Origin of the sequence: Natronoarchaeum philippinense (assembly GCF_900215575.1) — an archaeon.
GTDB classification, from domain to species: Archaea; Halobacteriota; Halobacteria; order Halobacteriales; family Natronoarchaeaceae; genus Natronoarchaeum; species Natronoarchaeum philippinense.
Genome location: NZ_OBEJ01000003.1, coordinates 289,839 through 314,812, shown reverse-complemented (window position 1 = coordinate 314,812; position 24,974 = coordinate 289,839). Strand labels below are relative to the sequence as shown.

The following is a 24,974-nucleotide window of genomic DNA, read 5'->3' as shown; positions in this document are numbered from 1 at the left end:
GGAGTACAATGGCAGAATGCGTCGAATGCGGGGCCGAGGTGTCCCTGCACGACAACCTCGAAGTTGGAGAGATCGTCGACTGTACGACCTGCGGCGCCGAGCTGGAGGTCACCGACACCAACCCACCAGTCCTCGAGAAGGCCCCCGAGCTGGAAGAGGACTGGGGGGAGTAACGTGTACGCCGGAACTGCACGCAGTTCCGAGCTCGCCCTCGCTTCGGGGTGGTTCGCGTGAACGTCGGACTGCTCTACTCTAGGATCCGCAAGGACGAGAAACTGCTGCTCTCGGAGCTGCGCGACCGTGGCCACGAGGTCACGAAGATCGACGTGCGCGACCAGCAGTTCTCGCTCAGCGACGCCCCCGAAGCGTTCGAGGACGTCGACATCGTGCTCGATCGCTGTCTGGCGACCAGCCGGAGTCTCTACGCCACGCAGTTCTGCGAGGCCTACGACGTGCCGGTCGTCAACGCGCCCGAGACCGCTGAGATCTGCGCCGACAAGGTGAAAAACAGCTTGGCGCTGGAGCAGGCGGGCGTCCCGACGCCCAACACCGAAGTCTCCTTCACCAAGGAGTCGGCGATGCAGTCGATCGAGAAGTTCGGCTACCCCTGTGTCCTCAAGCCCGTCGTCGGGTCGTGGGGCCGCCTGATGGCCAAGATCGACTCCCGCAGCGCCGCCGAAGCGGTGCTCGAACACAAGGCGACGCTGGGCCACTACGAGCACAAGGTGTTCTACGTCCAAGAGTTCGTCGAGAAGCCCGGCCGTGACATCCGCGTGCTGGCGACCGACGGCGAACCCGTCGCCGCGATGGTTCGCTCCTCGGACCACTGGCTGACCAACGCCGCACAGGGCGCCGAAACCGAGGCCTTCGAACTCGACGAGGAGGCCAAGCGGCTGGTCGAGGAGGCCAGCGAAGCGGTCGGAAACGGCCTGCTCGGCGTCGACCTGATGGAGGTCGGCGTCGACGAGGAGGGTGAGCCAACCGGCTACACCGTCCACGAGGTCAACCACACCGTCGAGTTCAAGGCGCTCGCCGATGCCACCGACATCGATGTCGCCGCGGAAGTCGTCGACTGGCTGGAAGCGAAAGCCGAGGCCGAAACCGAGGTGACCGCACAATGAGCGCCGACGACGAGGCGGCGCTCACGGCGGGCGTCGTCGGCGCGAGCGGCTTCACCGGCGGCGAGTTGCTACGGTTGCTCGCGGGCCATCCCGAGTTCGAGATCGCGCAGGCGACCAGCCGGTCCTACACCGGGAAGTCCGTCGGATCGGTCCATCCGAACCTGCGTGGCACTCACTCGGATCTGCGCTTTACCGACCCCGAGGAGTTAGAGAGCGTCGACGTGCTCTTTACCGCGACGCCACACGGCGTCTCGATGGGCCAGATCGACGAGTTCCAAGCGGCCGCCGACACCGTCGTCGACCTCTCGGCTGACTTCCGACTCGACGCCGAAGCGCAGTACGACGAATGGTACGACGGCCACGACCGCCCCGAACTGCTCGCGGAAGCCGAGTACGCGCTTCCCGAGATCAACCGCGAGAACCTGAAAGGTGCGGAACTGATCGCATCAGGGGGCTGTAACGCCACGGCGACGATCCTCGGCCTGCACCCGCTGATCGAGGACGGCGTGCTCGACGGCTCCGAGCAGGTCGTCGTCGACGTGAAGGTCGGTTCCTCGGAGGGCGGCGCCGGCGGCGGCGACGCCTCCAGCCATCCCGAGCGCTCGGGCGTCGTCCGCCCCTACGCGCCGACGGGCCACCGCCACGAGGCCGAAATCGAACAGTTCCTCGGCCTCGACGTGTCGTTCACCTGCCACGCGGTCGACATGACCCGCGGCGCATCGGCGACGGCACACGTGTTCCCGAACGGGCCCGTCTCGAAGGGCGACCTCTGGAGCGCCTACCGTGGCGCCTACGAGGACGAGCCGTTCATGCGCATGGCCGCGGGCGGGAGCGGCGTCTACCGCTACCCCGAGCCCAAGGCCGTCGCGGGCACCAACTACGGCGAAGTCGGCTTCGAGCTCGACCCCTCGAACAAGCGCGTGGTCGTGTTCTCGGCCATCGACAACATGATGAAGGGATCGGCCGGGCAGGCCGTCCACGCCGCCAACGTCGCGCTCGGCATCGAGGAGACCGCCGGGCTGGAGTTCCAAGGGCTCCACCCAGTCGGCGCGCCGTAGATCGGCCCGCGCCGGCCGTTACCCGGCGCAAACCGTCAGTTTTGAATCCGACGGCCTGATTTCAACGTACAACAAGGAGATTCTCATGACAACGGTACTCAAGATCGGCGGCGCGCGCGCGGTCGACCCCGCGGGAGCGCTGGCCGACGTTGCGGAACTCGTATCGCAGGGCGAAGACGTGGTGGTCGTCCACGGCGGCTCGACGGCCGTCGACGACACGCTCGAAGCACTCGGCGAGGAGCCGACCTACGTCGAGACGCCGGGCGGCGTCGTCGGACGGTTCACCGACGAGCGCACGATGGAAGTGTTCGAGATGGTGCTGCCGGGCAAGCTCAACACCGACCTCACCGAGGCGCTGCAGAATCAGGGCGTCAACGCGGTCGGGCTCTCCGGCGTCGACGGGAAGGTGCTCTCGGGCCGCCGGAAGTCGGCCGTGCGCGTCGTCGAGGACGGCAAGAAGAAGATCAAGCGCGGCGACCACTCCGGCAAGATCACCGATGTCAACGCCGATCTGCTGGAGACGCTGCTTGCCGGCGAGTACACCCCCGTCGTCACGGTGCCGATGCTCGGCGAAGAGAAGTCGGGCGGGTACACTGCCGTCAACGCCGACGCCGACCGCGCCGCTGCGGCCGTCGCGGGCGCGCTCGACGCCACGCTGGTCGTGCTGACGGACGTGCCCGGCATCCTCGAAGATCCCGAGGACGAGTCGACGCTGATCGAGACGGCCGACGACCCCGCCGGGCTCGAACTGATCGAGGACGCCGCTGAAGGGTTCATGACCAAGAAGGTCATGGCCGCCAAGGAAGCCCTCTCGGACGGTGCCGACGAGGTCGTCGTCGCGGACGCCAACGCCGAGGAGCCGGTGCTGTCGGCCGTCGATGGCGGCGGCACGCACATCGCGGCGAGCGCGCTTGCAGACGATGCGGACGCCGAACCAGAAGCGGAGACAGAACAATGAGCGGATTCATTTTCAACGAGAAGCCGATCCAGATCGAATCGGGCGACGGACCGTACCTGTACGACGACGGCGGCAACGAGTTCCTCGACATGGGCGCCAGTTACGCCTGCGTCCCGCTGGGACACAGCCACGACGCCGTCGACGCCGCGGTGCGCGACCAACTGGACGACCTGACCTACGTGCAGGCGTCCTACCCGGTCGAGTCCCGGACGGCGATCTACGAGTTGCTGGCCGAGACGGCGCCCGACGGCATCGACAAGACGTGGCTCTGTAACTCCGGCACCGAGGCCAACGAGGCCGCGCTGAAGTTCGCCCGGAGCGCAACGGGCGACTCGAAGATCGTCGCCACGATGCAGGGGTTCCACGGCCGGACGATGGGCTCGCTGGCGACCACCTGGAAGAACAAGTACAAGGAGCCCTACGAGCCGCTGATCGGCGACGTGGAGTTCGTTCCCTACAACGATCCCGAGGCGCTGGGCGAGGCGGTCGACGCCGACACCGCCGCGGTGATCGTCGAACCGATCCAGGGCGAAGGCGGCATCAACCCCGCCGAGAAGTCCTTCCTCGAAGCCGCTCGCGAGGAGACCGAGGCTAACGACGCCGCCTTGATCTTCGACGAGGTCCAGACCGGCATGGGCCGGACGGGCACGCTGTGGGCCGCCGAGCAGAGCGGCGTCGTCCCGGACATCCTCACCAGCGCGAAGGGACTGGGCAACGGCTTCCCGATCGGTGCGACGCTGTGTCGCGACTGGATCGCCGAGAACTACGGCTCGCACGCCTCGACGTTCTCGGGCGGCCCCGTCATCAGCGCCGCCGCCGAGGCGACCGTCTCGACGATCGTCGACGAAGAGGTCCCCGCCCACGCCGCGGAAGTCGGCTCGTACCTGCGCGAGGAGATCGAGGCCGAACTCGGCGACACGGTGCGGGACGTTCGCGGCGAGGGGCTCATGGTCGGCGTCGAGGTCAAGCGCGGCTCGAATCGCTTACTCAAGCAGCTCGCGCTGAACCACGGCATCCTCGCGCTGCCCGCGGGCCGGTCGGTGCTCCGACTGCTGCCGCCGCTGACCATCGAGCGCGAGCACGCCGATCAGGTGGTCGACGCGCTGGTCGACGAACTGGGTGATGGCTCGTGAGCGCCGCAGTCGCCTCCATCTCGGCCGACGACGCGCGCGATCTACTGGTCGACCTCGTCGAGACCCCCTCGCCGACCGGCGAGGAGGACGCCGTCGCCGAACGACTCGTCGACTTTTTCGAGGCCCACGACCGCGAGGTCTGGATCGACGACATCGGCAACGTGCGCGCGCCGGCCGACGATTCAGTCTTACTGACCTCTCACCTCGACACCGTCCCGGGCGACATCCCCGTCCGGATCGACGACAGCGAGTACGACGAGGGCATCCGCGCGGGCGAGGCGCTGTGGGGCCGCGGGAGCGTCGACGCCACCGGCCCGCTGGCCGCGATGGCCGTCGCCGCCGTCCGCACGGGAGTGAGTTTCATCGGCGTCACCGGCGAGGAGGTCGACTCCCGGGGCTCGCGCCACGTCGTCGAGGACCGCGATTCCGGCCCGGACGCCGTCGTCAACGGCGAACCCAGCGGCTGGAACGGCATCACGCTGGGCTATCGCGGCCTGCTCGCTGGTACCTACGTGGCGACCAGCGAGTCCGGTCACAGCTCGCGGCCCGAGAACAACGCCGTGCAGGACGCGATTCGCTGGTGGTCGCAGGTCGAAGCCGAGTTCGAGGAGGACGAGTGGGGGCCCGTCTTCGAGCAGGTGACGCCCAAGCCCACCCAGATGAAGGGCGGCCTGACCGAGGACGGCCTCTCCGTCGAGGCGACGATGGAGGTCCAGTTGCGCGTTCCGCCGCGGCTCACCGTCGAGGAGGTCCGCGAGATCGCCGACGGCTACCTCGAAGGCGTCGGCAGCGTCCACTGGAACGACAAGGTCGAGCCCGTGATGCAAAGCTCCCGGACGAAGGTGGCCCGGGCGTTCCGCGTTGCGATCCGGCAGGCCGACGGCGACCCGCGCCTGCTGCGCAAGACCGGCACCAGCGACATGAACGTGTTCGCCCAGCACTGGGACTGCCCGATGGTCACCTACGGCCCGGGCGACTCGGATCTCGACCACGCGCCCAACGAACACCTCGCGCTCGAAGAGTACGACCGATCGGTCGACGTGCTCGTCGATGTCGCCGAGCGGCTTCAGGAGGGTGACAAATGAGCGACGCTCGTGACAGCCGGCGCGCGCCCGGCAAGTACGGCGACTCGGAGGCTCGTCACTTCCTCGACATCGACGACCTCACCGGCGACGAACTCGACGAGGTGCTCGACGTTGCCGCCGAGTACAAAGCCGAGTTCGAGGCCGAGGGGCCGCACGACGACTTCGATCAGCAGACGCTGGGAATGCTGTTCCAAAAGCCCTCGACGCGAACCCGCGTCTCCTTCGAGACGGGAATGACCCAGCTGGGTGGCCACGCCATCTTCCTCGGCGAGGACGACATCCAGCTCGGCCGCGGCGAGCCCCTGCGCGACACCTCGCGGGCGCTCTCGCGGTACGTCGACGTGCTGATGGCCCGCGTGTTCAAGCACGCCAACGCCGTCGAACTGGCACGCTACGCCGACGTGCCCGTCGTCAACGGACTGACCGACGACGCCCACCCCTGCCAGACGCTGGCGGACCTGCTGACGATCCGCGAGCACGAGGGGAGCTTCGAGGACGTGCAGGCGGCGTGGATCGGCGACGGCAACAACGTCGCTCAGTCGTTCATGTTGGGCTGTGCGCTGACCGACATCGACCTGACGGTGGCGACGCCCGAAGGCTATGGCATCGACGACGACGTGGTCGAGCGCGCCCGCGACCTCGGCGGCGATCCGACGATCACGACCGATCCGGTCGAAGCCGCCACCGACGCCGACGTGATCTACACCGACGTGTGGATCAGCATGGGCCAAGAGGACGAACGCGACGTTCGGATGGACGCCTTCGAGGGGTTCCAGGTCGGCGACGACCTGCTCGCTCACGCCGACGACGCCTCGGTGATGCACTGCCTGCCCGCCCATCGGGGCGAGGAGATCACCGACGACGTCATGGAGTCCGACAGCGCCGCGGTCTGGGATCAGGCCGAGAACCGCCTGCACGCCCAGAAAGGGTTGCTGGTCTGGCTGCTCGATCAAGAGTAGCACTGCGGCGAACGGCTGACGAGTTTTCCTTCTGTTTCGTGCGAATCAGTAGCCGAAGGCCCCGGTTGGGCCAGCAGAGAGGTCGGTACTGCGATAACTTGCCCCAATTTTTATTATATACATCGGTCCATACCTTCGTATGGCCGAACACTTCGGCGTGCTCGCGCTGGCGCCGCCGCTGTTGGCGATCGTACTGGCGATGACCACCAGACAGGTGTTGATCTCGCTGTTCGCCGGCGTCTGGATCGGGGCGTTGCTGGTCGCCGAGTGGAACCCGATCGGCGCCACGGCGCTGACGATGGACTGGCTCGTCGAAGTCGTCAGATCCCCCTTCGACACCAAGTTCATCATTCTGATCCTGTTCATGGGCGCCGGCGCCGCGTTCATCCACAGATCGGGCGGGATCTTGGCGCTCGAACGCTGGATCGGCGACCGGGTGACGACCGCCCGCGACTCCCAGATCCTCACGTGGCTGATCGGCGTGTTCATTTTCTTCGATTCGTACACCAGCACCGTCGTCACGGGCAACGCGACGCGAGAGCTCGCACAGGACAACAACTCGTCCCGCGAGATGCACGCCTACACGCTGGACTCGACGACCTCGCCCGTGACGACGTTCGGCCCGGTGTCGAACTGGATCGGGTTTCAGGTGTCGATGATCATCACCGGGTTCGAGGCCGCGTCCTTTACCGCCGACGAGCTGGGCGTGACGGCCTTCGGCCTGTTCTTGCAGTCGATCCCGTGGAACATCTACTGCTTCATGGCCTTCTTCATGGTCGGGTTCATCGCGATCACCCAGCGGTTTTTCGGGCCGATGCTCGACGCCGAGTGGCGGGCGCGCTCGACCGGGAACACGATCCGGGAGGACGCGACGCCGCTGTCGGATGTCTCGGCCGACGTGGGCGAGCCGAGCGAGAAGAACCCGACGCTGGTGAACTTCTTCGCGCCCATTCTGGTGTTGCTCGTGGTCGGACTGGTCTCGATGTGGTATCTCGGCGGCGGGCACCAGCCCGGCGTCGACATCGCCGAGGCGTTCCGAGAGACCGATGTCGCGCTCGGGCTGTTGTACGGCGCCTTCGCGTTCATGCTGACCGGGTTCGTCGGCGCGGTCGGCTTCCGGACGATGGACTTAGAGGAGGCCAGCGACACGATCATCGACGGCTTCAAGACGATGATGATCGCGCTGGCGATCATCGTGCTGGCGTGGGCGATCGGGCTGGCCGCCGAGAACGTCGGCACCGCCGAGTTCATCGTCGAGATAATGGTCGGCAGCGGCATCCCCGGGAGCTTCCTCCCGCTGATCATCTTCATCGCGGCGATGTTCGTCGCCTTCACGACCGGGACCTCGTGGGGGACGATGGCGATTCTGACGCCGCTTGCGATCCCGCTTGGCTTCCAGCTCGTCGGCCCCGAGGTGCTGCCGGTGCTGGTGGCGACGCTGTTCGGCGGCGCCATCTGGGGCGACCACAGCTCGCCGATCAGCGACACGACGGTGATGTCCTCGATCTTCGCCGGCTCGGACCACATCGACCACGTCAACACGCAGATCCCCTTCGCGGCGACGGCCGCCGGCGTCACCGGTATCGTGCTGGTGCTGTACGGCTTCGGGCTGCGGAGTCCGATCGTCGCACTCCCGCTGGCGTTCGTGCTGACCACAGTCGCGGTCATCGCGCTCAACAAGTTCGACGCGCGTCGCAAGGGCCTCCCCGAGGTGATGCCGACCCGCGACGCCATCGAGGCCGGCGAAGTCGATATCGAGGACGTTTCCTCGGGCGAGGTCGACGGCAACAACGGCAGTTACGATCACGTCTCGCCGGTGACGGTGACGGCGATCACCGTCGTCGTCGCGTACTTCGCGCTCGTGTTCGCGTTTGCGACGCTCGGGGCGTGACGCCGGTGCGGCGACGGACGAACTGACGCGGCGTCGTCCCTCCCCTCGGCGCCGTCCCCGCAATCACTGGGTTCAAGAGTCGCCCGAACCACCTTCCGTCAATGTCGAACGCGAAAGGCGACCGGCGCGAGCGCGAACTCGTCAACAAGTTAGACGAGGCCGGCTTCGCGGTGATGCGCGCGCCGGCCAGCGGGAGCGCAACGGAGCGGGAACTGCCCGACGCGCTGGCGGGCAACGGCGAGGACTTCTACGCGATCGAAGCCAAGTCCAGCGCCGGCGATCCGATCTATCTCACCGGCGAGGAGGTCGAGGCGCTGGTCTTTTTCTCGCAGAACTTCGGCGCCAAGCCCCGCATCGGCGTCCGGTTCGACCGCGAGGACTGGTATTTTTTCCACCCGGCGGATCTGTACACCACGGACGGCGGCAACTACCGCGTCAAAAAAGAGACCGCGCTCTCGGACGGCACCGACTTCGACGAGCTGACCGGCCACTCCAGTCAGGCGCGGCTGGACGACGTGGGCGAGTAAGGGCTCATCGAAGGTTCGACTCGCGCTCGACGACCGTGTACCCCTGCGCTTCGAGCGCCTCGTCCCTGTATCTGTGTGCGAACAGTTGCTGGGGAAGGCGTCGGAGACCGAAGCGTCGGTCGGAGTCGTATTCGACATCGATACGCGTCTGATCGCCATCCGCACGGATGGACGCAGTGTACGTCGCCCACGGCTGATTGCTCGCCGTGACTTTCAGCTCGACACGAGCGCCATCGCGTGTCGTCGTCTCAGTGTGTGTCCGAACGGTCACATCGGCAGAACGCAGGCCGAACAGATACGACGTGGAGTACGTTGCCGTGTCGTCGTCCGTGGTCACGTCGTCCGCGATACCCCACTGGAACACGAGCACCGGCGGCGTCGATCCCGCAAACGCAGTGCGTACTGTCTCTGGGTCGTCGTCGCTGCGGAGTCGAACCGTTCCGTGCGGTCGAAGCACCGGTGCGCGGACGACGACGGCCAGCACCGCGGCGACGGCGACCGCGGGTACCAGCGAGGTCAACAGGTACGCTCCGATGAACAGCGAGGCAACGACGATAGCGACGAGCGCGCTGAGCGGGCGTTCACGCCGGAGATAGCGCTGCGCGACGGCGACGCCCGCGTCGGGGCGGTTACCGTCGGTCGGAGGGGACATGGTACGCATCCGCTTTGCAAGTGAGTTAATTCTACTGAATCACCGTTCGGTGTAAGATCCATTCGTGACCGATCGACAGTGCAGTTCCTGTCAGTTCACGGACCAGCGAGCGATTCATACCTGTCCAGTCAAAGCTCCCGTACGATGCACCCGAAGCCGCCCGGCCCACAGGACCTCCCGCTGGTTGGCGCGACGCCGTACTACGCCCGCGACCCGTTTCGGTTTGCGACCGACCTGCGCGACGCCTACGGCGACGTGGCGCAGTTCCGGCTGGGCCGCCAGCAGACCTATCTTGTGACGACGCCGGCGGGCGTCGAGCAGGTGCTGGTCGACGAGGCCGACCGATTCAGCAAGCCCGACTTCCAGACCGACGCGATGGAGGAGCTGCTGGGGCAGGGCCTGCTGCTGAGCGAAGGGACGTTCTGGCGCGATATGCGCACGCTGGCCCAGCCGGCGTTCGCGCCCGACCGAGTCGCCGGCCTCGCGGACATGATGGCCGAGCGCACCGAGGCGCTGACAGCGCGCTGGGAGCCCGGTGAGGTGCGCGACGTGGAGTCCGAGATGGCGCGACTCACCGTCGAGATCATCGTCGACGCGATGTTCGGCGCCGACCTCGGGCCCGAGCGGACGCAGATCGTCCAAGAAAACCTCGAACCGCTGGGGCGGCGCTTCGAGCCGGAACCGCGTCGCGCCGTCGTCCCCGACTGGCTGCCGACGCCGGAGAACCGCCAGTACCACGCCGCCATCGAGACGTTGGAGGGGGTCATCGACGACATCGTCGCCGAGCGCCGGGACGCCGTCGAAGACCGGAGCGACCTGCTGTCGATCCTCCTGCGCGCCCGCGAGGACGGCGATATCGACGATCGACAGGTCCGTGACGAGCTGATGACGATGCTGCTGGCCGGCCACGACACGACGGCGCTCGCTCTGACGTACACGTGGTACCTGCTCTCGGAGCATCCCGAAGTCGAGCGGAAGGTCCACGAGGAGATCGACGCGGTCGTCGACGGCCGGCCGACGTTCGCCGACGTGCGCGAGCTGTCCTACGTCCGCAACGTGCTCGACGAGGCGATGCGGCTGTACCCGCCGGTGTACGCGATGTTCCGCCAGCCCGACCGTGACGTCGAGATCGAAGGCTACGACGTTCCTGCAGGCTCACTCGTCATGCTGTCGCAGTGGGCGACCCACCGGGACCCGCGGTACTTCGAGGAACCAGAGGAGTTCCGCCCCGAGCGCTGGGCCGAGAGCGATCATCCGACCTACGCCTACTTCCCCTTCGGCGCCGGGCCGCGCTCGTGTATCGGCAAGCAGTTCTCGCTGACCGAGGCGACGATCGTGCTGGCGACGATCGCCCGCGAGTATCGGCTGGACCGAGTCGACGACGGAGAACTGGACCTCCGAGGATCGCTGACGATGCATCCGAAAGACGGCGTCGACGTGCGGATCGAGCCGCGGTGACAACGCTGGTGGGCAGCCGGCGGGGGAGATCAACTGGCTGAAGCCGCCGCGAATCGCCGTCAGGGCGCCGCTGTGGCCGCCGACCGCTCGGGCGGCGACGGCGAGAGCCGCGAGCGCGGGAACGTGTAGACCGTCAGCGACGGCGGGACCGGGCCGTCCGCCGTGAACTGGAGCGATTGGGGGTAGACGGCCGCGACGACGGCGTCGTCCTCGGGATAGTCGGCGTTCGAGTAGTGGTCGGCGACGGAGTGTCCGCGCCGGATCGAGATGTCGTCGGCGCGGCGCTCGGGCGTTCCGACGACGAGCACCCGGTTCCCCGTCTCGCGGTCGTAGACCAGATCGCCGACTCCGAACTCGTGGTCGCCACAGAGGTGTGGCGCGTGGGCGCCCTCGTCGACGAACAACTCGACGCCACAGACCGCACAGTCGACGGCCATCTTCCCGGGCGGCGGAACCCGGCCCTCAGAAACGTCGATGGCGACGCGGCGGAGATGCTTGCAGCGCTCGCCGCGGTAGACGTGGTCCGGACAGGTGCAGCGACCGCCCTCCAGATCGACGAGGTAGCTGTGCCCGCTCTGGCTGTCGACCTCGTAGGTGCCGCCGCCGATCGCCGTGACGCGCATCCGCTCGGTGAACGCCCGCCGCGTGCGCTCGTCGACGCCGCTCTTGCCCCTCGAGATCCCCCGCCTTCGCCGGTCTGACGCTGGTGTGTGTTCGGTTTGCGTCATAGTATGTCATAGGGGATCCAGCCGGGTAAGTCTTCCAGTCGAAATAAGGATAGCATCCCTCATACGCCGATATTCGGGGAAAAGAGACCAATCGAACCCCCTTCACTTCCGGTGCAGTTTGTGGTCGTGCGAGGGTTCGATGCCGCGGCTGGCTCGAATCCAACGAGTGGTAGTGTCTCGGGCGGTGAGCCGACCGGTTTACGCCGAGAGAACGCCACCGAAGCCCTTTTTGCCGGGCCGGGGGTTCCAACAGGTATGGACATAGAGCGCGAGCAAAAGATCGAGATCGGCGTCTCGGTCGGCGGGCTGGCCGTCGTGATCGGTGCGATGATGGCGGTCGGCGCGAGCTACTCGGCCGACGGCGGCCTGACGGCCCAAGGCGGGCAGTTGCTGGTCGGAACGATCGTCGGCTTCATTCTGCTGATGGCCGTCACCGGCTACCTGCTCGCAACGAAAGTCACGGCGAACGAGGACAACGACGACGAGACGCCGGAACTGGCCTAATTACTCCGATTCTGCAGTCGCGGTGTCGGCGTCGTCGAGCCGCCGGTCGTAGTACGTGATCGGGTGCTCGACCGATTCGCAGAGTTCGTCTTTGTCGACACAGAGTCCGTAAGCGACCATCGAGTTGCAACTGGGTGGCGCGTAGCCGGGGTCGTCCTCGTCGCCGAGATGGGCAGCCTGATAGCGGATCGACTCGCCGCCGACGGTCGCGCCCGCAACGAGATCGGCGGCCGCGTCGGGCGCCATTCCGAGACTCGTCAAGAACGAAGTCAGCGCGAACCGACCGGGCTCGTCGATCGACTCGCCGTCGTCGACCTGCTCCAGTAAGGCCCGGATACAGGGCGGGAACAGCGAGGGGACGACGGCGTCGAAGTCGGTGCTGAGCTGGCGGTCGGCCAGCGATTCTTCGATGCGCTCGACGGCGTCCGAGAGACCCTCCGCGATCGGATCGGGCACCGGCAGTGGGAGCCCGTCTGCGACGCGCTCGCGGATCGCTGCTTCGAGCAAGTCACGCAGTTCCGCTTCCTCGACGGGTACCTCGCCGTCGCCGAGCGCGCGCGTCGCCAGTCGCCACTCCGCGCCGTCGAGTTGTCCAGACAGGCGCAGATAGGGACCGACCGCGACGCGATACTGGTCGTCGCCGGTCGATCGAACGTCGCCAGCCAGATCGAAGTCGGCGAGCAGCCGGTCGATCGTCATCCGCGAGCCGCTCGTGCTCTTTAGCTCGGCGTCGTCGTCGGCGTCGGCCTCGAAGCGCTCGCGGGCGGTCGAAGCCTCGGCGTGGGCGTACTTGCGGAGCAACACCGGCTCGTCGACGAGCGAGACGAGCACGCGAGCGATCGGATACGATAGCAGTTCGACGCGCGGACGGCGATGTGGCGCCCCGACGGACTCGCCCGAGAGCGCGGCGTCGACGCGCTCGACGGCCCGATCGACCGCGGCGGCGCCGTCGTCGCGGAGCACCAGCTCGGCGAGGTCGACTTCGGCGAGTTCGACCGCCTCGCGGGCGGCATCGAGGAACGGATACCGCGCGTGGAGCCGCTTCATCGGCCTGCCGTTTCGGTTGGGCACCGATAAAACGACCGATCGGCGCGGGCGACGCCGATCTGGAGACTGCCGGCCCGGCCGGTAAGCAATCGGCATCCTTTTGCCGTGCCGAGCGTAGCAACGCGTGTTGTGCCGTACTTCGGGTATCCCTGTCCAGACTGCCGGACGACCAACGATCTCCACGAGCCGGGCTGTCGGTTCTCGGGGACCGACTGGGAAACCGTCGAGAAGGCCTACACCGACGTGCTCGCGGTCCTCTCGGCCGAGCCCCGTCCCGAGTCAGCCCTTCGGGAGGCCGTCGACGGGCGCTGGAGCGGCCTGCACGCCGCCGCGCTCTCCCAGTTGCGCCGGGAGCACCGCGTCCGCGAGGACGACGACGTGCTCGAACTGCTGACGCCCGAGGAGCGCAAAGAGCGCGTCAGCACGCCGACTCACGACCCGATCAAGACGATCTACGAGGAAGGCAGCGTCCCCGGCTGTCACGACAACAGCGTGTTCGCGCTGATCGCGTGGTACGAGATGGTCGGGCTCTCGTGGGACGAAACGCGCGAAAACGTCGTCGAGTGGCTCCACCAGACCGGCACGTGGGCGCGGGGCGGCTTCGAGGAGGCAACACCCGAGGAACTTGTCGACAGCAAGCGCCACGTCTACGAGCAGGGCTACGGCTGGAAGGAAAAAGCGACTGCGGCGAAGTCGGTCATCGACCGGAACTAGTAGTTACGGCCGGTCGCCCCGACGCCGCGATTCTCGACGGTAATCGCACCTCACCAGCCCTTCGGCTGGACGGGATTTTCGGGCTCTTCACCCTGTAGCACGCGGCGAACGTCGCCTGCGACCGTTTCGTTCAGATCCTGATGGGAGTCCGCGGAGTACCACGCGGCGTGTGGCGTCAGGACGACATCGTCGCGCTCTAAGAGCGGGGAGCCGGTCGGGGGCTCCTCGTCCATCACGTCGAGCCCGGCGCCGAAGATTTCTCTGTCGACGAGCGCCTCGTAGAGGGCGTCCTCGTCGACGATGCCGCCGCGGCCGACGTTGACGACGATCGCGTGGTCGGCCATGCGCTCGAAGGCCTCGGCGTCGAACATCCCGCGGGTCTCCTCGGTCAGGGGCGCGTGGATCGTCACGGCGTCGGCCCGGTCGAGCAACTCCTCGAACTCGACGAGGTCGGCGTCGTACTCGTCGGTCGTTTCCTCGTCGACGTAGGGGTCGTAGACGACCAGATCGAGGTCGAAGCCGGCGGTGAGATCGGCCAGTCGCTGGGCGATCGTCCCGAAGGAGACGACGCCGAGCGTGGAGCCGTAAAACCGGGGGAATGGACGGTCCGGCATCCAGTTCCACTCCTCGGTCTTGACATCGCGGTCGTACTCGACGAGCGTGCGGCGACAGGCGAGTAGCAAGGAAAACGCGTGTGTCGCCACCTCGTTCGTGGAGTAGCCGGGAACGTTGACAACTTCGACGCCGGCGTCACGGCAGGCCTCGACGTCGACGTTGTCGAAGCCGGTGCCCGCGCGGGCGACGATCTGCAGGGCGTCGAGGCGGTCGACGAGGTCGGCATCGACGCCCGTGTTGACGTCGAGGACGAGCGCTTCGGGGTCGGCGTCGACGATCGCCTCCCGGTCGCCCGTCGGTATCGGTTCGAGTTCGTGGTCGATCGGTGCAAGTTCGTCGCGGACGACGTCCTGTTTGATAAACGGCGTGTCGCTGACTGCGATTGTCGTGGTCATGAGTACATCGAACGGCGGGTGCGGCCCGACCGCGATATCGGGGGACCGGGCCGCCTGCATGGACATTTCGATGGGACGCTAATAAATGACTCTGCGGACCCCAGCGAGTGAAAACGGGCGAAACTCGCGCGATCAGTCCGACTGGATCCGCGGCGCGAGCATGAACGTGACGTTGCCTTGCCCCTCGGCGATGTCGAAGTGCATCTTGACGGGGAACTCCTCGCCGAGTTCGGTCGTGACCTCGCCGTCCTTGGCGATCGCCTTGTTCATGTCTTTCAGGTAGTCGAGGCTAAACAGCGAGCGCGCCTCGCCGGCCTGCAGGTCGATCAGATCCTCGCGGTCGAGTTCGAAGTGAACGTCGTCGGTGTCGCCCTCGGCTTCGACGTAGAACGTCTCGGCGCTCTCGTCGACGCCCAGCGCGATGTGGTCGGAGACCATGTCGGCGGCCGTGACCGCGCGGTTGATGTCGCTGCCCTCGATGACGACCTCGGCGGGCAGGTCGAGATCCGGGATGTCGGGCTCCTGTCGGATCGAGTCGGGGTCGATCAGCGCGAGCGTGTACTCCAGCCCGTCGATCTGGATGTGGAGCTTTCGCGTCTCCTCGTCGAGTTCGAGTTCGACGAGCTGGCCGGAGTCGGCCATCCCGACGATGTCTTCGAGGCGAGAGAGGTTGACGCCGATGATGCCGCCGTCGGCCTCGTAGGACTCGAAGGCGGCGTCGTCGAGCGACAGGTCGACCATGCCGACGTTCGCGGGGTCGACGGCGCGGATGGCGATGCCGTCCTCTTCGAGATGGATCTTACACTCGTCGACCAGCACGCTCACGGAGTCCAGCGCCGTCCCGAGCGTCTCGGCACTGACGATCGCCTTGAACATATTGGTCGAATTTTTAGCGTCCCGGCATAAAAACCCCCGCGTTCGCGCTCGCGCGTGCGAGGACTCCACAGCGCCGCAGCGAGACCCATATTTATGTCGTTTCGGCAATAATTCTCGTGTATGCGAATCACGCTCAGCGACGCGCGCGACTCGTCAATCGCTGCGGCGATACTGCTCCTCGGCGTCGGCGCCGCGGCGTACGCGGCGTACTACACCAGCCAAGGCGGTGAGTTCGGCGCCCCGACTGGCTCGCTCCCGTGGTGGCTCGGTGTCGGCGCCGCCATCGTCGCCGTGGTCGTGACGCTCGTCCGGGCGAGAGCCTGACCGATCGAGGGGAGTAACACCGGCGTAACCACCTGACGCGGGTGTCCGCGAGACGTTAAGACGCTACCGACACAACGGGTGGTACGATCATGTCGCAGAAATCCGACTACGTAGACGACGCCGAAATCGACGCGACGCTCGACCAACTTCCCTCCGACGAGACAGTCGAAGAGACGGTCGCAAACCTCGAAGCAAACGGGTTCGAGGTCGTCGTGGTCGACGACGCCGACGAGGCGCTCGACGCGGTGCAATCGGAGATTCCCGCCGGCGCATCCGTGATGAACGGCCACTCGACGACGCTCGAAGAGATCGGCTTCGTCGAGTATCTCGGCGAGGGGGACCACGAGTGGGAGAGCCTGCCCGACGAGATCTGGAGCATCGACGACGACGCCGAGCGACAGGCCGCCCGCCGCGAGTCACAGACGGCCGACTACTTCCTCGGCGGCATCAACGCTATCTCCCAGTCGGGCGAACTCGTCGCGGCCGACCGCTCGGGCAGTCGCATCGGCGCCTACCCCTTCGCCGCCAGCAACGTCGTGATCGTCAGCGGCGTCAACAAGATCGTCCCGACGCTCTCGGACGCGCTCGACCGGCTCGAAGACGTCGCGTATCCGCTCGAAAACGAGCGCGCACAGGAGGCCTACGGCGTCGACTCCGCGATCGCCAAGCAGCTCATCTTCCGACAGGAACTCGAAGAGGGACGCACGACGCTCGTGCTCGTCCGCGACCAGCTCGGTTACTGATCGGCGCCGCGGCGCCACGTCTCGGACACTCGTTTTCTCTGCCCGCTCGCCGCCGAGCGAAGCGCGTAAACCCGCTGAGGGTCAACTACGGGCAATCAGATGGCCCGGAAAGACCACTACTACAACAAGGCCAAGCAGGAGGGGTATCGGACCCGCGCGGCCTACAAGCTCAAGCAGTTAGACGCCGCAGAAAATCTCATCGAGGAGGGCGATGTCGTCGTCGACCTCGGCGCCGCGCCCGGCGGCTGGACGGAAGTCGCCGCCGAGAAAGTCGGTGAGACGGGAACCGTGATCGCGGTCGACCGCCAGCGGGTCGACGCCGTCGACGCCGACGCGCAGGTCGAGTACGTCCGCGGGGACATGACCGACGAGAGCACCCGCGAAGAGGTCGTCGAGATCGCGGGCAAGGTCGACGCCGTCGTCTCGGACATGGCGCCGAACATGACCGGCGAGTACAACCTCGATCACGCCCGCTCGGCCCACCTCGCCCGGCAGGCGTTCGAGACGGCGCTGGAAGTGCTCGACAGCGGCGGCGACTTCGCGGCGAAGATTTTCCAAGGACAGGACCTCGAACCACTGCGCGAGGACATCGACGAGGAGTTCAAGTACGTCCGGACGATGGCGCCCGACGCCAGCCGCGACGAGTCTTCCGAAGTGTATCTGGTCGCCAAGAGCCGGCTGACCGCGCCGGTCAGCGCCGGCGACGAACTCGAAGTCGAGATCGAAGACGTGGGCAGCGAGGGCGACGGCATCGCCAGCGTCGAAGGGTTCCGGCTGTTCGTCCCCGGCGCCGAGACGGGCGAGACGGTCCGGGTCCGGGTCGACGAGATCAAAGAGCGCTTTGGCTTCGCCGAGCGGATCGACTGAGAACCGGGCGGTGTAGGACGGACGACGTTACTCTTCGTCTAGCCGGCCGTGACGTTCGTCGATCTCGTCGAGAATATCGAGGTTCTTCCTGATCGACGCGCGGACGGCTTCGCTGCGGTTGACGTACTTGCCGTCGTCACCGACGTGTTCGTCGAGGTCGGCGAGGAGTTCTTGAGGGATCTCGACGCTGATCTTTGGCATACGGAGTGATACTGTCGGGTCGGCATCAAACTGGCGACAGCGGCCGCACTACCGAATGCGATCGGCCGGCGGCGTCGATCAGGCCGGCGAGCCGCCGCGGCCGCGGAGCCGTCCGGGCAGCGTGACGATCCACAGCACGCCCAGTCCGAGCAGGTACGCGAGCGCGACCGGGGCGGCAAACAGCAGCATCGTCAGGATGCCGTTGGGCGTCGCCACGCCCGCGATCGCAAAGATGGCGAGGACGACGACCCGCCAGCGCTTGAGCATCGCCCCGAACGAGACGACGCCGCTGCGGGCGAACAGCAGCATCGTCACGGGAATGTTCGCCAGCAGGCCGATCCCGATGGTCAGCGAGAAGATCAGCCAGAAGAAGTTTCTGAGCCGGTAGGAGACGATCATCCCCGCGGCCTTCGCGTCGGCGACGAAGTAGGAGATGAGCTCGGGCGCGATCACGAAAAAGCCCAGCAGGCTCCCGCCGATCAGGCCACCGACGAGACAGCCGCCCCAGAGGAAAAAGACCGACCGCGAGACCTTACCTTGGGCGACGAGCCCGCGCTCCTCTAAGGCGGGCCACGCGTAGTAGAGGATCATCGGGAGCGTGACGACGACCGCGAGGATCGTACTGACCTGCACCTCGAAGATCAGCACCTCGACGGGGTGGAGCGCGATGATCTCGCCGGCGCCGCCCGCGACCTGCGAGCCCGCCTCGGTCGGTCGCAGTTCGGGGGGGACCTGCGAGAGGAACAGCTCGCGGATGTCGCCGATCCCGCCGGAGTAGAGCCAGACGAACACGCCGACGAACACCGCGATGCCGAGCCCGACGATGCGGAACAGCTTCGAGGTGAGGCTGGAGAAGATAAACTGGAGATCGTAGAAGTAGCCGCCGATCTCCTCTTCGGTCGTCTCGTCCTCGGTAAAGGCGTCCATCATCCCCGCGGCGGTACCGGTCACCAGACTGCCATCGTCCTCGTCCCCGGAATCGGCCGCCGCGGCGTTTGCATCGCCGTCACCCGATTCGGCGTCATCGTGGGCGGCCTCGACCTCGTCGAACCGGTCGAGGATCGCTTGGGCCTTCTCGGGGTGGTCGTCGTCCATCGCCGTTCGCGCGCGCTCTAAGGCCTCGTCTTCGGTCAGCGAGAGGAACGTCTGTGGCGGGGCGGCCCGAACGCCGGCGGCGTCGAGATTGTCGAGGTCGAGGTCAGACGGATCGCCCGCACTGGCGGGTGCGGGACCGTCGCTCGAACTCGACGACCGCGAGGGACGACGCGGCTGGACTGGCGAGCGGAGCACGCGAGCCGTGTTGTAGATGATCCCCAGCAGTCCGACGACCGCGGTGACTTTCGTCGCCGCCCAGAGGCGCGCCAGCGAATCGCCGGCGACGAACTCGCCGGCCGGCCGGATCATATCGGGGAGCGCCGGCAGCAGTTGTTGGTTGGCGAGTTCGGGACCACCGGCCGACAGGAAGGCGAGCGTCCCGACGAAGGCGGCCACGAGCGCGGCAACGAGCACCTTCCCGCGGCGGCGGAACTTCTGTGCCTCGGCTGGGTCTGCGGCCCGCCCGGCGCGTTTGACGTTGGTGATGAGCTTCGAGAGCCCCAAACTGGCGGCGTACAGCGCGACCAGCGGGAGCGCCCACATCACCTGCGTGAACGGGTCCGGCGGGGAGAACACGGCGCCGAAGACGAAGATGCCGAGCACGGCGTACTTCCACTTGTCCCGGAACGTCTCGTAGGGGACGATCTCGGTGTAGGACAGCACGGCCATCGCCATGGGAAGCTGGGCGGCAAGGCCGAAAGAGAGGCTCAACAGGAGGATGAACTCGGTGTACTCGACGATGCCGTAACTTGGCTTGACGCCGGCCTGCACGGCGTTGCTAGCCAAGAACTCGAACATGTAGGGGAAAAAGACCCCGTAGGCGTAGATGACGCCGCCGACGAACAGCGTGACCGACGTGACCGCGAAGCCGACGACGCGGCGCTTGTTGATCGGCACCGTCGCGTCGGCGCGCTCGACGATCGCCTCGCGACCGTAGTACAGCAGGACGGGTACCGCAAACAGGATGCCGACGGCGAGGCCGATTTTCACCTGCAACAGGATGACGTCGAACGGCGTCCGGACGACGATATCGGTGACCTCGGCCGTCTGGGGACCCATGCGGGACTTGGTGTTGGCTTCGAGGAACTCCCAGACGAACGCCCGCATCGCCCAGATCGTCCCCATCATGCCGATAACGAAGGCGATAAAGGCTTTCTGGAGGTGTGTCTGGGCCGACGAGAGCACGCCCGCGATCGTCTCGCGGCCGGCTTGGACGGTCTGGACTGTGTCCTCGTCGACGGCCGAACTCATAGCTACCGGGAAGTAACTGGCTTGCCGTTATCAATCTTCTTCTCCGGGCCCTCTTCGGGTCAGTAAAAAGGCCTATAATGCGTCGTGCGCCTACATTCGATCAGATGGCCGAGCAGCCGGACGACAGGGACGAGTCGGTCCCCGAGGACCGAGGCGACAGTCCGGACGAGGAGCCACAGGACCCGCCAGCCGAGACGACAGACGACGCGGAGTCGTCGGGCGAGGCGGGTGCGGACGAAGAGCCGACATCCTACCGGCCGTATCACGACCCCAGCGAAACCGACCACACGGCGAGCGACGGCGACGAGCAACGGGAAGCGAACGGCGTCGATGCCGACGACAACTCGGCGAACGGCGTCGAGTCGTCGCCCGACCGGATCCATCCGGACCCGGCCGACGCCGGCGCCGGGCACGCCGACCAATCCGAGGACGCACCACCGGAGGACGCGCCGCACGCCGACGGCGGCACTGCCGAGGAGAACGCCGCCCGAACCGACGGCAGCCACACCGGCTCTGGCGTCGGCGTCGCCGGAACCGGCAGTGTCGCCGACGAGACCGGCGAGGTCGGTATCGGTCAGCCGCCAGACGATCAGGAGATGCCGCTGGCCGACCACGTCGAGGAGATGATAAACCGGCTCGCGGTCGTGCTGTTTGCGGCCTCAGTGGTGACGGTGGTCGCGTTCCCGATCGCCGAGAACCTGATCACGACAGTCTGGTACGGCGTTCTCCCGAACCAAGACGTGGCCGCGCCCCACGTCTACGGCCCGCTCGAGCTCAAACTCACCGAGTTGAAACTCGCCAGTCTCGCGGGGCTGACGGTCGCGCTACCGGTCGCAGTGTACGAGACGTATCTGTTCATGCGCCCGGGGCTGTATCCCAACGAGCGTCGGTACTATCTGGCAGCGGTTCCGACGAGCCTGATTCTCGCACTCGTCGGCATCGCCTTCGCCTATTTCCTCGTGCTGCCGGGGCTGTTCACCTACTTCATGTACTACTCGGACGTGACCGCAAACGTCGCGTTCGGGCTGCGAGAGACGTTCAACCTCATCCTGACGATGATGGGGATGCTCGCGGTCGTGTTCCAGATTCCGCTGTTGATCATGCTGGCGATCATGATGGGGATCACCTCGCGGGCGTGGCTGGCGGCCAACCGGCTGTACTTTTGGGGGGCGTTCCTCGGTATCGCCTTCCTCTTTAGCCCGGACCCGACCGGGATGGCGCCGCTGCTGGTCGCCACGACGATGGTCTTGCTCTATGAAGGCACGCTGTTGCTGTTGCGCTGGGTCGGGCGGTAAGGGATCAGCCGCTCATCGCTGGTACAGTAACGCCGCCGGAGCGACCCACCGCGCCGTCGGTTCTTATTCGCTGTCGTTGACCAGTGACGTGTCCGTCACGTTCGCCGGTCGGGTGCGTTCCAACGCGTACTCGGCGGCGGCCTCGACATCCGAAGGACCGTCGCAGGCGCCGACGAACAGGTCCGCAAACGTCGACACAACCTCGTCGGCGCGGGCGGCCGTCGTGACCGTTCGCACCTCGGTCTGTGTGGCGAGTTCGGTGTAGGGGTACAGCGTGAGGAAAATCGTGTAGGCGCCGGGTTCGCCGGCGTCGGCGTCGGGCATCGCAACGTGGAGGCGTACGTCGCCAGTGTCGTGGACGTACCCCTCGTAGGTCGGATCACGACCGGACCGGCGCGCCAGCCGATCGTACCGCTCGTCGCGTGCCCAGTCGGTCGGCAGCTCGTCGTCGTCCATCATCCTCCACAACAACCCCCTATTTAACGAACGTATAGAATGGCCCAATATTCGCCCGACATAATCTGCGTTCCAGACGAACGTCACCGTTTGGCACCACCAATACCCTGATAAACTGGCCAAGCGTCCAGAGTCTGAGGATCGGGCGGCAGCGTTTGCCGCGCAGCGGCGTCGTGACGGGCACGCCAAGCTACTTTGTGTCCGGGAACTAACAGGACGGCGATGGGAACGGTCGTTCTGGTACGGCACGGCGAGACGGCGTGGAACGACGAGCGACGGATTCAAGGCTGGGCGCCCGCCTCGCTCAACGATCGCGGGCGTCAGCAGGCCAAGTCGCTCGGCGAGCACGTCGCCGCGCGGTACGAGGTCGACCGCATCGTCGCGTCGGACCTCCGGCGAACGACAGAAACTGCCCGCGAGGTCGGGCGAGCGCTGCCCGGCATCGACGTGGAGTTCGCGCGGGCGTGGCGCGAGCGCGACTTCGGCGTCCTGCAGGGACTGGCCTACGGCGACCTGTTCGGGGAGTACCCCGAGTTCTCGGTCCAGAAATCGGGCTACGACGCCGCCACCGCCCGTCCCGAAGGCGGCGAGAGCTGGGTCGACGTGTTCGATCGGATCCGGGACGCGTGGACCGAGCTGATCGAGACGGTCGGCGAGGAGACGGTCGTGGTGGTGAGCCACGGCGGGCCGATCCACGTCGTGATCGGTCTCCTCCGGGGCTACGACGTGATCGAGACGATCACGAAGGTCGAACTGGACAACTGCGCGCTGACGGAGGTCGGCGTCGACGGCGACGGCGCGCCGACCCTCCACAGGGAGGGCGAGACGGCATTTCTGGACGCCGACGCCGAGCAGTAATCGGGAGCGCGTCCGCGCTTCGGAACGACATCCAAAGCGACAATCGCTAGTGAGACAGCCGAATTTTCGAAGCGACGGGCACCGCACCACAAATACTACAGCGATACATGATAGGCGTTCAATATGACCGCCGTCTCGAAAAATTCGATCTTGGGCATCCAACTGACGCTGCTCGGCGTTTTCGTCGCTGTACTCGATATCGCACTCGGGTTCCTGCTGTCAGCTACGTTGGTGTTTGTCGGAACGATATTCGTCGGGTACGGGCTGGCGAACGACTGAGGACGGTAGAAAATATCGACGCCGAACCCGTTGCTACCGATCGTCGAGTTCGCGCTCCATCTCGCTTGCTTGCTCGTGTACCTCGGCGACGGCCTGCCGTTGCTCGTCGCGGGACGCCGACGCGCCTTGGAGCCGATACCCGCCGATCTGCCAGTCCGGTGTGAGGTCCCAGACCGTCCCGTCGTCGGACGCCGAGGCGTCCGCGGCGCCGTCCGAATCGGGGTCGTCGCGCTCGCCGCGCTCGAGTAGTCGGTCCCAGAGCCACCGGAACATACGCGTTCGTTGCACGCTATGGGGAGATAAAACTAGGATTGGTCGAGAAGGCGGCGTCGTCACTCGGTCGGTGTACCAGCCACAACGGTTATGCCGGCCGAGCGCTCTCACGACGACGTGAGCGAGTACTACGTCACCCTGAACGGCGACCGGGTCGCCGGGCCGTTCGACGACCGCGCCGAGGCAAAGCGGTGGGCCGACGAGGAAGGGACCAACGAGGTCGGCCTGAACTACATGGTCGAGCGCGCCGCCTGACGCCGCGGCGGCGCGACGCCGCTGGTCGATCTACTCCGAGCGCAGCGCGCTGTAATCGGTGTCGAAAACGTTCTCGACGAGCGGTTCGTCGTCGGCCTCGGCTTCGTTGCCGGGGCTGACGCTGCCGGTCTGATAGCCGTGTAAGTCGAGCGTGACATGCTCGAAGCCGAGGTCGGTCAGGTGGTCTCGGACCGTCTCGACGAAGTTCGGATCGAGCGCGACCTCTAACTCGTCCTCGGCGACCTCGATCCGGGCGAGGCCGTCGTGGTCGCGCACGCGAAACTGCGAGAAGCCCCACTCTCTGAGGACGCGTTCTGCCTTCTCGACGCGCGTGAGTTTCTCCTCGGTGACTTCGAGGCCGGTCGGGATGCGCGAGGAGAGACACGCCATCGAGGGCTTGTCGGCGACCGAGAGGTCGTAGCGGTCGGCGATCTCGCGGACCTCCTCTTTGGTGATGTCGTGTTCGAGCAGCGGCGAGTGAGCGTCGAGTTCCTCGACGGCCTGCAGGCCGGGGCGATGCCCCTCACCGGGATCGCTGGCGTTGGTGCCGTCACAGACCGTCCCGATGTCGAGTTCCTTCGCGTGGTTGAACATCTGGCCCAGTCTCATCGTCCGGCAGTGATAACACCGGTCGTCGCCGTTTGCGACAAAATCCGGGCTGTCGAGTTCGCTGAACTCGACGATGTCGTGTTGGATGCCGATCTCGTCGGCGACCCGACGGGCGTCGTCGAGTTCCTCGTCGGGTAAGGTTTCGCTCTTTGCGGTGCAGGCCACGGCGTCCTCGCCCAGCGCTTCTCGGGCGACCGCGGCGACGACGCCGGAGTCCACGCCGCCGCTGAAGGCGACCAGCACGCCGTCTCGCTCTGCGAGGTCAGCGCGCATCGCCTCCAGTTTCTCCTCGACGGTGTCCATGGACCGACCTTGTCGGTCGACGGGGAAAAGCAAACCGACACGGCGGCGAACTCGCCGCTTACTCGACGCGCTGCCAGCACGCCGCGGCGTCGAGACGAGGCAGCGCCTCCTCGACATCGATCTGAGCGGCGCCGTAGAATCGCTCCCGACCGACGGGGGTGCGTACCGACAGCAAAACGGTGTCGTCGGTGACGCGGACGATCGAGAGCTTCCACGACGTTCCGACGTGGTTCCACTCGCTGTGGGAAGTCGCGTCGTCGTCCTCGACGACGCGCGAGCCGAGTTCCCAACTCAGCCGGCTCAGACGATCCAGATCGAACGGAAACGACTCGGGAAGCGCCGCGCGGTCGACGCCGCCGTCACGAGCGCCGTGTGCAGCCATACCGCGATATTCCCCATCCATGATTAAAAATACAACTATTCCGGAGCCAGCCGGTAATCGGA

General features: G+C 66.4%; 29 protein-coding genes and 1 pseudogene. 19 read left to right on the top strand and 11 right to left on the bottom strand.

The window, feature by feature from the left end; translation table 11 throughout:
* Nucleotides 1-8: 8 nt before the first annotated feature.
* The 9 genes and pseudogenes from lysW to hjc form a co-directional block, all read left to right on the top strand.
* On the top strand, nt 9-173 hold the full coding sequence (gene lysW / locus CRO01_RS12335; protein WP_097009450.1) for a lysine biosynthesis protein LysW: 165 nt from the start codon (nt 9-11) through the stop codon (nt 171-173).
* A 57-nt stretch (nt 174-230) separates the two neighbouring features.
* On the top strand, nt 231-1,121 hold the full coding sequence (gene lysX, locus CRO01_RS12330) for a lysine biosynthesis protein LysX (RefSeq protein ID WP_097009669.1): 891 nt from the start codon (nt 231-233) through the stop codon (nt 1,119-1,121).
* Complete coding sequence (gene argC, locus CRO01_RS12325; RefSeq protein ID WP_097009449.1) at nt 1,118-2,179, top strand: N-acetyl-gamma-glutamyl-phosphate reductase; 1,062 nt, start codon at nt 1,118-1,120, stop codon at nt 2,177-2,179. The genes lysX and argC overlap by 4 nt, the downstream gene beginning before the upstream one ends.
* 85 nt (nt 2,180-2,264) lie before the next feature.
* Nucleotides 2,265-3,137 (top strand): acetylglutamate/acetylaminoadipate kinase, encoded by an 873-nt coding sequence (locus CRO01_RS12320; protein ID WP_097009448.1) that lies wholly within the window; start codon nt 2,265-2,267, stop codon nt 3,135-3,137.
* The gene (locus tag CRO01_RS12315; protein WP_097009447.1) at nt 3,134-4,270 is read left to right on the top strand and encodes an aspartate aminotransferase family protein; all 1,137 of its coding nucleotides are present in this window, start codon (nt 3,134-3,136) and stop codon (nt 4,268-4,270) included. The genes CRO01_RS12320 and CRO01_RS12315 overlap by 4 nt, the downstream gene beginning before the upstream one ends.
* The gene (locus CRO01_RS12310; RefSeq protein ID WP_097009446.1) at nt 4,267-5,355 is read left to right on the top strand and encodes a [LysW]-lysine hydrolase; all 1,089 of its coding nucleotides are present in this window, start codon (nt 4,267-4,269) and stop codon (nt 5,353-5,355) included. The genes CRO01_RS12315 and CRO01_RS12310 overlap by 4 nt, the downstream gene beginning before the upstream one ends.
* Entirely contained in the window at nt 5,352-6,314 is a 963-nt protein-coding gene (argF, locus tag CRO01_RS12305) for an ornithine carbamoyltransferase (protein ID WP_097009445.1), read from the top strand. The genes CRO01_RS12310 and argF overlap by 4 nt, the downstream gene beginning before the upstream one ends.
* A 199-nt stretch (nt 6,315-6,513) precedes the next feature.
* Nucleotides 6,514-8,205 carry a Na+/H+ antiporter NhaC family protein gene (locus CRO01_RS12300; protein ID WP_097009668.1) on the top strand — a complete coding sequence of 564 codons (1,692 nt, stop codon included), beginning with the start codon at nt 6,514-6,516 and terminating at the stop codon, nt 8,203-8,205.
* Nucleotides 8,206-8,306: 101 nt separating this feature from the next.
* Nucleotides 8,307-8,729: pseudogene (hjc, locus tag CRO01_RS12295) on the top strand (Holliday junction resolvase Hjc); the annotation flags it as partial.
* A gap of 7 nt (nt 8,730-8,736) precedes the next feature.
* Here the strand turns inward: hjc and CRO01_RS12290 are convergent.
* Entirely contained in the window at nt 8,737-9,384 is a 648-nt protein-coding gene (locus CRO01_RS12290) for a hypothetical protein (RefSeq protein WP_097009443.1), read from the bottom strand.
* A 144-nt stretch (nt 9,385-9,528) separates the two neighbouring features.
* Here CRO01_RS12290 and CRO01_RS12285 point away from each other — a divergent pair, with 144 nt between their 5' ends.
* Nucleotides 9,529-10,842 (top strand): cytochrome P450, encoded by a 1,314-nt coding sequence (locus CRO01_RS12285; protein ID WP_097009442.1) that lies wholly within the window; start codon nt 9,529-9,531, stop codon nt 10,840-10,842.
* Between the two features lie 59 nt (nt 10,843-10,901).
* Here CRO01_RS12285 and CRO01_RS12280 read toward each other — a convergent pair whose 3' ends face one another.
* The gene (locus CRO01_RS12280) at nt 10,902-11,570 is read right to left on the bottom strand and encodes an SWIM zinc finger family protein (protein WP_245838545.1); all 669 of its coding nucleotides are present in this window, start codon (nt 11,568-11,570) and stop codon (nt 10,902-10,904) included.
* Nucleotides 11,571-11,825: 255 nt separating this feature from the next.
* Between CRO01_RS12280 and CRO01_RS12275 the strand changes: the two genes are divergently transcribed.
* The gene (locus tag CRO01_RS12275) at nt 11,826-12,074 is read left to right on the top strand and encodes a DUF7472 family protein (protein ID WP_097009441.1); all 249 of its coding nucleotides are present in this window, start codon (nt 11,826-11,828) and stop codon (nt 12,072-12,074) included.
* Here CRO01_RS12275 and CRO01_RS12270 read toward each other — a convergent pair whose 3' ends face one another.
* Nucleotides 12,075-13,121: a DNA primase large subunit PriL gene (locus CRO01_RS12270; protein ID WP_099458953.1), complete on the bottom strand. Its 1,047-nt coding sequence runs from the start codon at nt 13,119-13,121 to the stop codon at nt 12,075-12,077.
* A gap of 129 nt (nt 13,122-13,250) precedes the next feature.
* Here CRO01_RS12270 and CRO01_RS12265 point away from each other — a divergent pair, with 129 nt between their 5' ends.
* Nucleotides 13,251-13,835 carry a DUF7474 family protein gene (locus CRO01_RS12265; RefSeq protein ID WP_097009439.1) on the top strand — a complete coding sequence of 195 codons (585 nt, stop codon included), beginning with the start codon at nt 13,251-13,253 and terminating at the stop codon, nt 13,833-13,835.
* Nucleotides 13,836-13,885: 50 nt separating this feature from the next.
* Here the strand turns inward: CRO01_RS12265 and CRO01_RS12260 are convergent, their stop codons facing one another.
* Both CRO01_RS12260 and CRO01_RS12255 read right to left on the bottom strand, forming a co-directional pair.
* Nucleotides 13,886-14,845: a C-terminal binding protein gene (locus tag CRO01_RS12260; RefSeq protein ID WP_097009666.1), complete on the bottom strand. Its 960-nt coding sequence runs from the start codon at nt 14,843-14,845 to the stop codon at nt 13,886-13,888.
* 132 nt (nt 14,846-14,977) lie between these two features.
* On the bottom strand, nt 14,978-15,721 hold the full coding sequence (locus CRO01_RS12255; RefSeq protein ID WP_097009438.1) for a DNA polymerase sliding clamp: 744 nt from the start codon (nt 15,719-15,721) through the stop codon (nt 14,978-14,980).
* 120 nt (nt 15,722-15,841) lie between these two features.
* Here CRO01_RS12255 and CRO01_RS12250 point away from each other — a divergent pair, with 120 nt between their 5' ends.
* From CRO01_RS12250 to CRO01_RS12240, 3 genes are all read left to right on the top strand, one after another.
* Nucleotides 15,842-16,045: a hypothetical protein gene (locus CRO01_RS12250; RefSeq protein ID WP_097009437.1), complete on the top strand. Its 204-nt coding sequence runs from the start codon at nt 15,842-15,844 to the stop codon at nt 16,043-16,045.
* 86 nt (nt 16,046-16,131) lie between these two features.
* Nucleotides 16,132-16,788, top strand: coding sequence for a lactate utilization protein (locus CRO01_RS12245; RefSeq protein ID WP_097009436.1), 657 nt, complete (start codon nt 16,132-16,134; stop codon nt 16,786-16,788).
* Between the two features lie 99 nt (nt 16,789-16,887).
* Nucleotides 16,888-17,655 (top strand): 23S rRNA (uridine(2552)-2'-O)-methyltransferase, encoded by a 768-nt coding sequence (locus CRO01_RS12240; protein WP_097009435.1) that lies wholly within the window; start codon nt 16,888-16,890, stop codon nt 17,653-17,655.
* 27 nt (nt 17,656-17,682) lie between these two features.
* On the opposite strand, the gene CRO01_RS12235 is transcribed toward CRO01_RS12240, so the two are convergent.
* Together CRO01_RS12235 and tatC are read right to left on the bottom strand one after the other, a co-directional pair.
* Nucleotides 17,683-17,856: a ribbon-helix-helix domain-containing protein gene (locus tag CRO01_RS12235; protein WP_097009434.1), complete on the bottom strand. Its 174-nt coding sequence runs from the start codon at nt 17,854-17,856 to the stop codon at nt 17,683-17,685.
* Nucleotides 17,857-17,934: 78 nt separating this feature from the next.
* On the bottom strand, nt 17,935-20,202 hold the full coding sequence (gene tatC / locus CRO01_RS12230; protein ID WP_097009433.1) for a twin-arginine translocase subunit TatC: 2,268 nt from the start codon (nt 20,200-20,202) through the stop codon (nt 17,935-17,937).
* 104 nt (nt 20,203-20,306) lie between these two features.
* Between tatC and CRO01_RS17085 the strand changes: the two genes are divergently transcribed.
* Entirely contained in the window at nt 20,307-21,497 is a 1,191-nt protein-coding gene (locus CRO01_RS17085) for a twin-arginine translocase subunit TatC (protein WP_179747480.1), read from the top strand.
* Nucleotides 21,498-21,560: 63 nt separating this feature from the next.
* Here CRO01_RS17085 and CRO01_RS12220 read toward each other — a convergent pair whose 3' ends face one another.
* A complete protein-coding gene (locus tag CRO01_RS12220; protein WP_097009432.1) occupies nt 21,561-21,953 on the bottom strand; it encodes a hypothetical protein in 393 nt (130 codons plus the stop codon).
* 222 nt (nt 21,954-22,175) lie between these two features.
* Between CRO01_RS12220 and CRO01_RS12215 the strand changes: the two genes are divergently transcribed.
* Nucleotides 22,176-22,811 (top strand): histidine phosphatase family protein, encoded by a 636-nt coding sequence (locus CRO01_RS12215; protein ID WP_097009431.1) that lies wholly within the window; start codon nt 22,176-22,178, stop codon nt 22,809-22,811.
* Between the two features lie 123 nt (nt 22,812-22,934).
* A complete protein-coding gene (locus CRO01_RS16685; RefSeq protein ID WP_179747479.1) occupies nt 22,935-23,090 on the top strand; it encodes a hypothetical protein in 156 nt (51 codons plus the stop codon).
* Nucleotides 23,091-23,123: 33 nt separating this feature from the next.
* Here CRO01_RS16685 and CRO01_RS12210 read toward each other — a convergent pair whose 3' ends face one another.
* Nucleotides 23,124-23,363: a hypothetical protein gene (locus CRO01_RS12210; protein WP_097009430.1), complete on the bottom strand. Its 240-nt coding sequence runs from the start codon at nt 23,361-23,363 to the stop codon at nt 23,124-23,126.
* A gap of 117 nt (nt 23,364-23,480) precedes the next feature.
* Here CRO01_RS12210 and CRO01_RS16680 point away from each other — a divergent pair, with 117 nt between their 5' ends.
* A complete protein-coding gene (locus CRO01_RS16680; RefSeq protein ID WP_179747478.1) occupies nt 23,481-23,618 on the top strand; it encodes a hypothetical protein in 138 nt (45 codons plus the stop codon).
* Nucleotides 23,619-23,648: 30 nt separating this feature from the next.
* On the opposite strand, the gene larE is transcribed toward CRO01_RS16680, so the two are convergent.
* Together larE and CRO01_RS12200 are read right to left on the bottom strand one after the other, a co-directional pair.
* Nucleotides 23,649-24,530: an ATP-dependent sacrificial sulfur transferase LarE gene (gene larE, locus CRO01_RS12205; RefSeq protein WP_097009429.1), complete on the bottom strand. Its 882-nt coding sequence runs from the start codon at nt 24,528-24,530 to the stop codon at nt 23,649-23,651.
* A 58-nt stretch (nt 24,531-24,588) separates the two neighbouring features.
* Nucleotides 24,589-24,912 (bottom strand): hypothetical protein, encoded by a 324-nt coding sequence (locus tag CRO01_RS12200; protein WP_097009428.1) that lies wholly within the window; start codon nt 24,910-24,912, stop codon nt 24,589-24,591.
* Nucleotides 24,913-24,974 lie beyond the last annotated feature (62 nt).

Bases quoted from the DNA above. Each gene is read 5' to 3' on its own strand.
- tatC (WP_097009433.1), bottom strand. From the start codon at position 20,202: ATGAGTTCGGCCGTCGACGAGGACACAGTCCAGACCGTCCAAGCCGGC.
- CRO01_RS12320 (WP_097009448.1), top strand. From the start codon at position 2,265: ATGACAACGGTACTCAAGATCGGCGGCGCGCGCGCGGTCGACCCCGCG.
- CRO01_RS12235 (WP_097009434.1), bottom strand. From the start codon at position 17,856: ATGCCAAAGATCAGCGTCGAGATCCCTCAAGAACTCCTCGCCGACCTC.
- argC (WP_097009449.1), top strand. From the start codon at position 1,118: ATGAGCGCCGACGACGAGGCGGCGCTCACGGCGGGCGTCGTCGGCGCG.
- CRO01_RS12250 (WP_097009437.1), top strand. From the start codon at position 15,842: ATGCGAATCACGCTCAGCGACGCGCGCGACTCGTCAATCGCTGCGGCG.
- CRO01_RS12285 (WP_097009442.1), top strand. From the start codon at position 9,529: ATGCACCCGAAGCCGCCCGGCCCACAGGACCTCCCGCTGGTTGGCGCG.
- CRO01_RS12240 (WP_097009435.1), top strand. From the start codon at position 16,888: ATGGCCCGGAAAGACCACTACTACAACAAGGCCAAGCAGGAGGGGTAT.
- CRO01_RS12315 (WP_097009447.1), top strand. From the start codon at position 3,134: ATGAGCGGATTCATTTTCAACGAGAAGCCGATCCAGATCGAATCGGGC.
- CRO01_RS12200 (WP_097009428.1), bottom strand. From the start codon at position 24,912: ATGGCTGCACACGGCGCTCGTGACGGCGGCGTCGACCGCGCGGCGCTT.
- CRO01_RS12280 (WP_245838545.1), bottom strand. From the start codon at position 11,570: ATGACGCAAACCGAACACACACCAGCGTCAGACCGGCGAAGGCGGGGG.
- CRO01_RS12210 (WP_097009430.1), bottom strand. From the start codon at position 23,363: ATGTTCCGGTGGCTCTGGGACCGACTACTCGAGCGCGGCGAGCGCGAC.
- CRO01_RS12220 (WP_097009432.1), bottom strand. From the start codon at position 21,953: ATGGACGACGACGAGCTGCCGACCGACTGGGCACGCGACGAGCGGTAC.
- CRO01_RS16685 (WP_179747479.1), top strand. From the start codon at position 22,935: ATGACCGCCGTCTCGAAAAATTCGATCTTGGGCATCCAACTGACGCTG.
- CRO01_RS12290 (WP_097009443.1), bottom strand. From the start codon at position 9,384: ATGTCCCCTCCGACCGACGGTAACCGCCCCGACGCGGGCGTCGCCGTC.
- CRO01_RS12275 (WP_097009441.1), top strand. From the start codon at position 11,826: ATGGACATAGAGCGCGAGCAAAAGATCGAGATCGGCGTCTCGGTCGGC.
- argF (WP_097009445.1), top strand. From the start codon at position 5,352: ATGAGCGACGCTCGTGACAGCCGGCGCGCGCCCGGCAAGTACGGCGAC.
- CRO01_RS12255 (WP_097009438.1), bottom strand. From the start codon at position 15,721: ATGTTCAAGGCGATCGTCAGTGCCGAGACGCTCGGGACGGCGCTGGAC.
- CRO01_RS12215 (WP_097009431.1), top strand. From the start codon at position 22,176: ATGGGAACGGTCGTTCTGGTACGGCACGGCGAGACGGCGTGGAACGAC.
- CRO01_RS12270 (WP_099458953.1), bottom strand. From the start codon at position 13,121: ATGAAGCGGCTCCACGCGCGGTATCCGTTCCTCGATGCCGCCCGCGAG.
- CRO01_RS12260 (WP_097009666.1), bottom strand. From the start codon at position 14,845: ATGACCACGACAATCGCAGTCAGCGACACGCCGTTTATCAAACAGGAC.
- larE (WP_097009429.1), bottom strand. From the start codon at position 24,530: ATGGACACCGTCGAGGAGAAACTGGAGGCGATGCGCGCTGACCTCGCA.
- CRO01_RS17085 (WP_179747480.1), top strand. From the start codon at position 20,307: ATGGCCGAGCAGCCGGACGACAGGGACGAGTCGGTCCCCGAGGACCGA.
- lysW (WP_097009450.1), top strand. From the start codon at position 9: ATGGCAGAATGCGTCGAATGCGGGGCCGAGGTGTCCCTGCACGACAAC.
- CRO01_RS12300 (WP_097009668.1), top strand. From the start codon at position 6,514: ATGACCACCAGACAGGTGTTGATCTCGCTGTTCGCCGGCGTCTGGATC.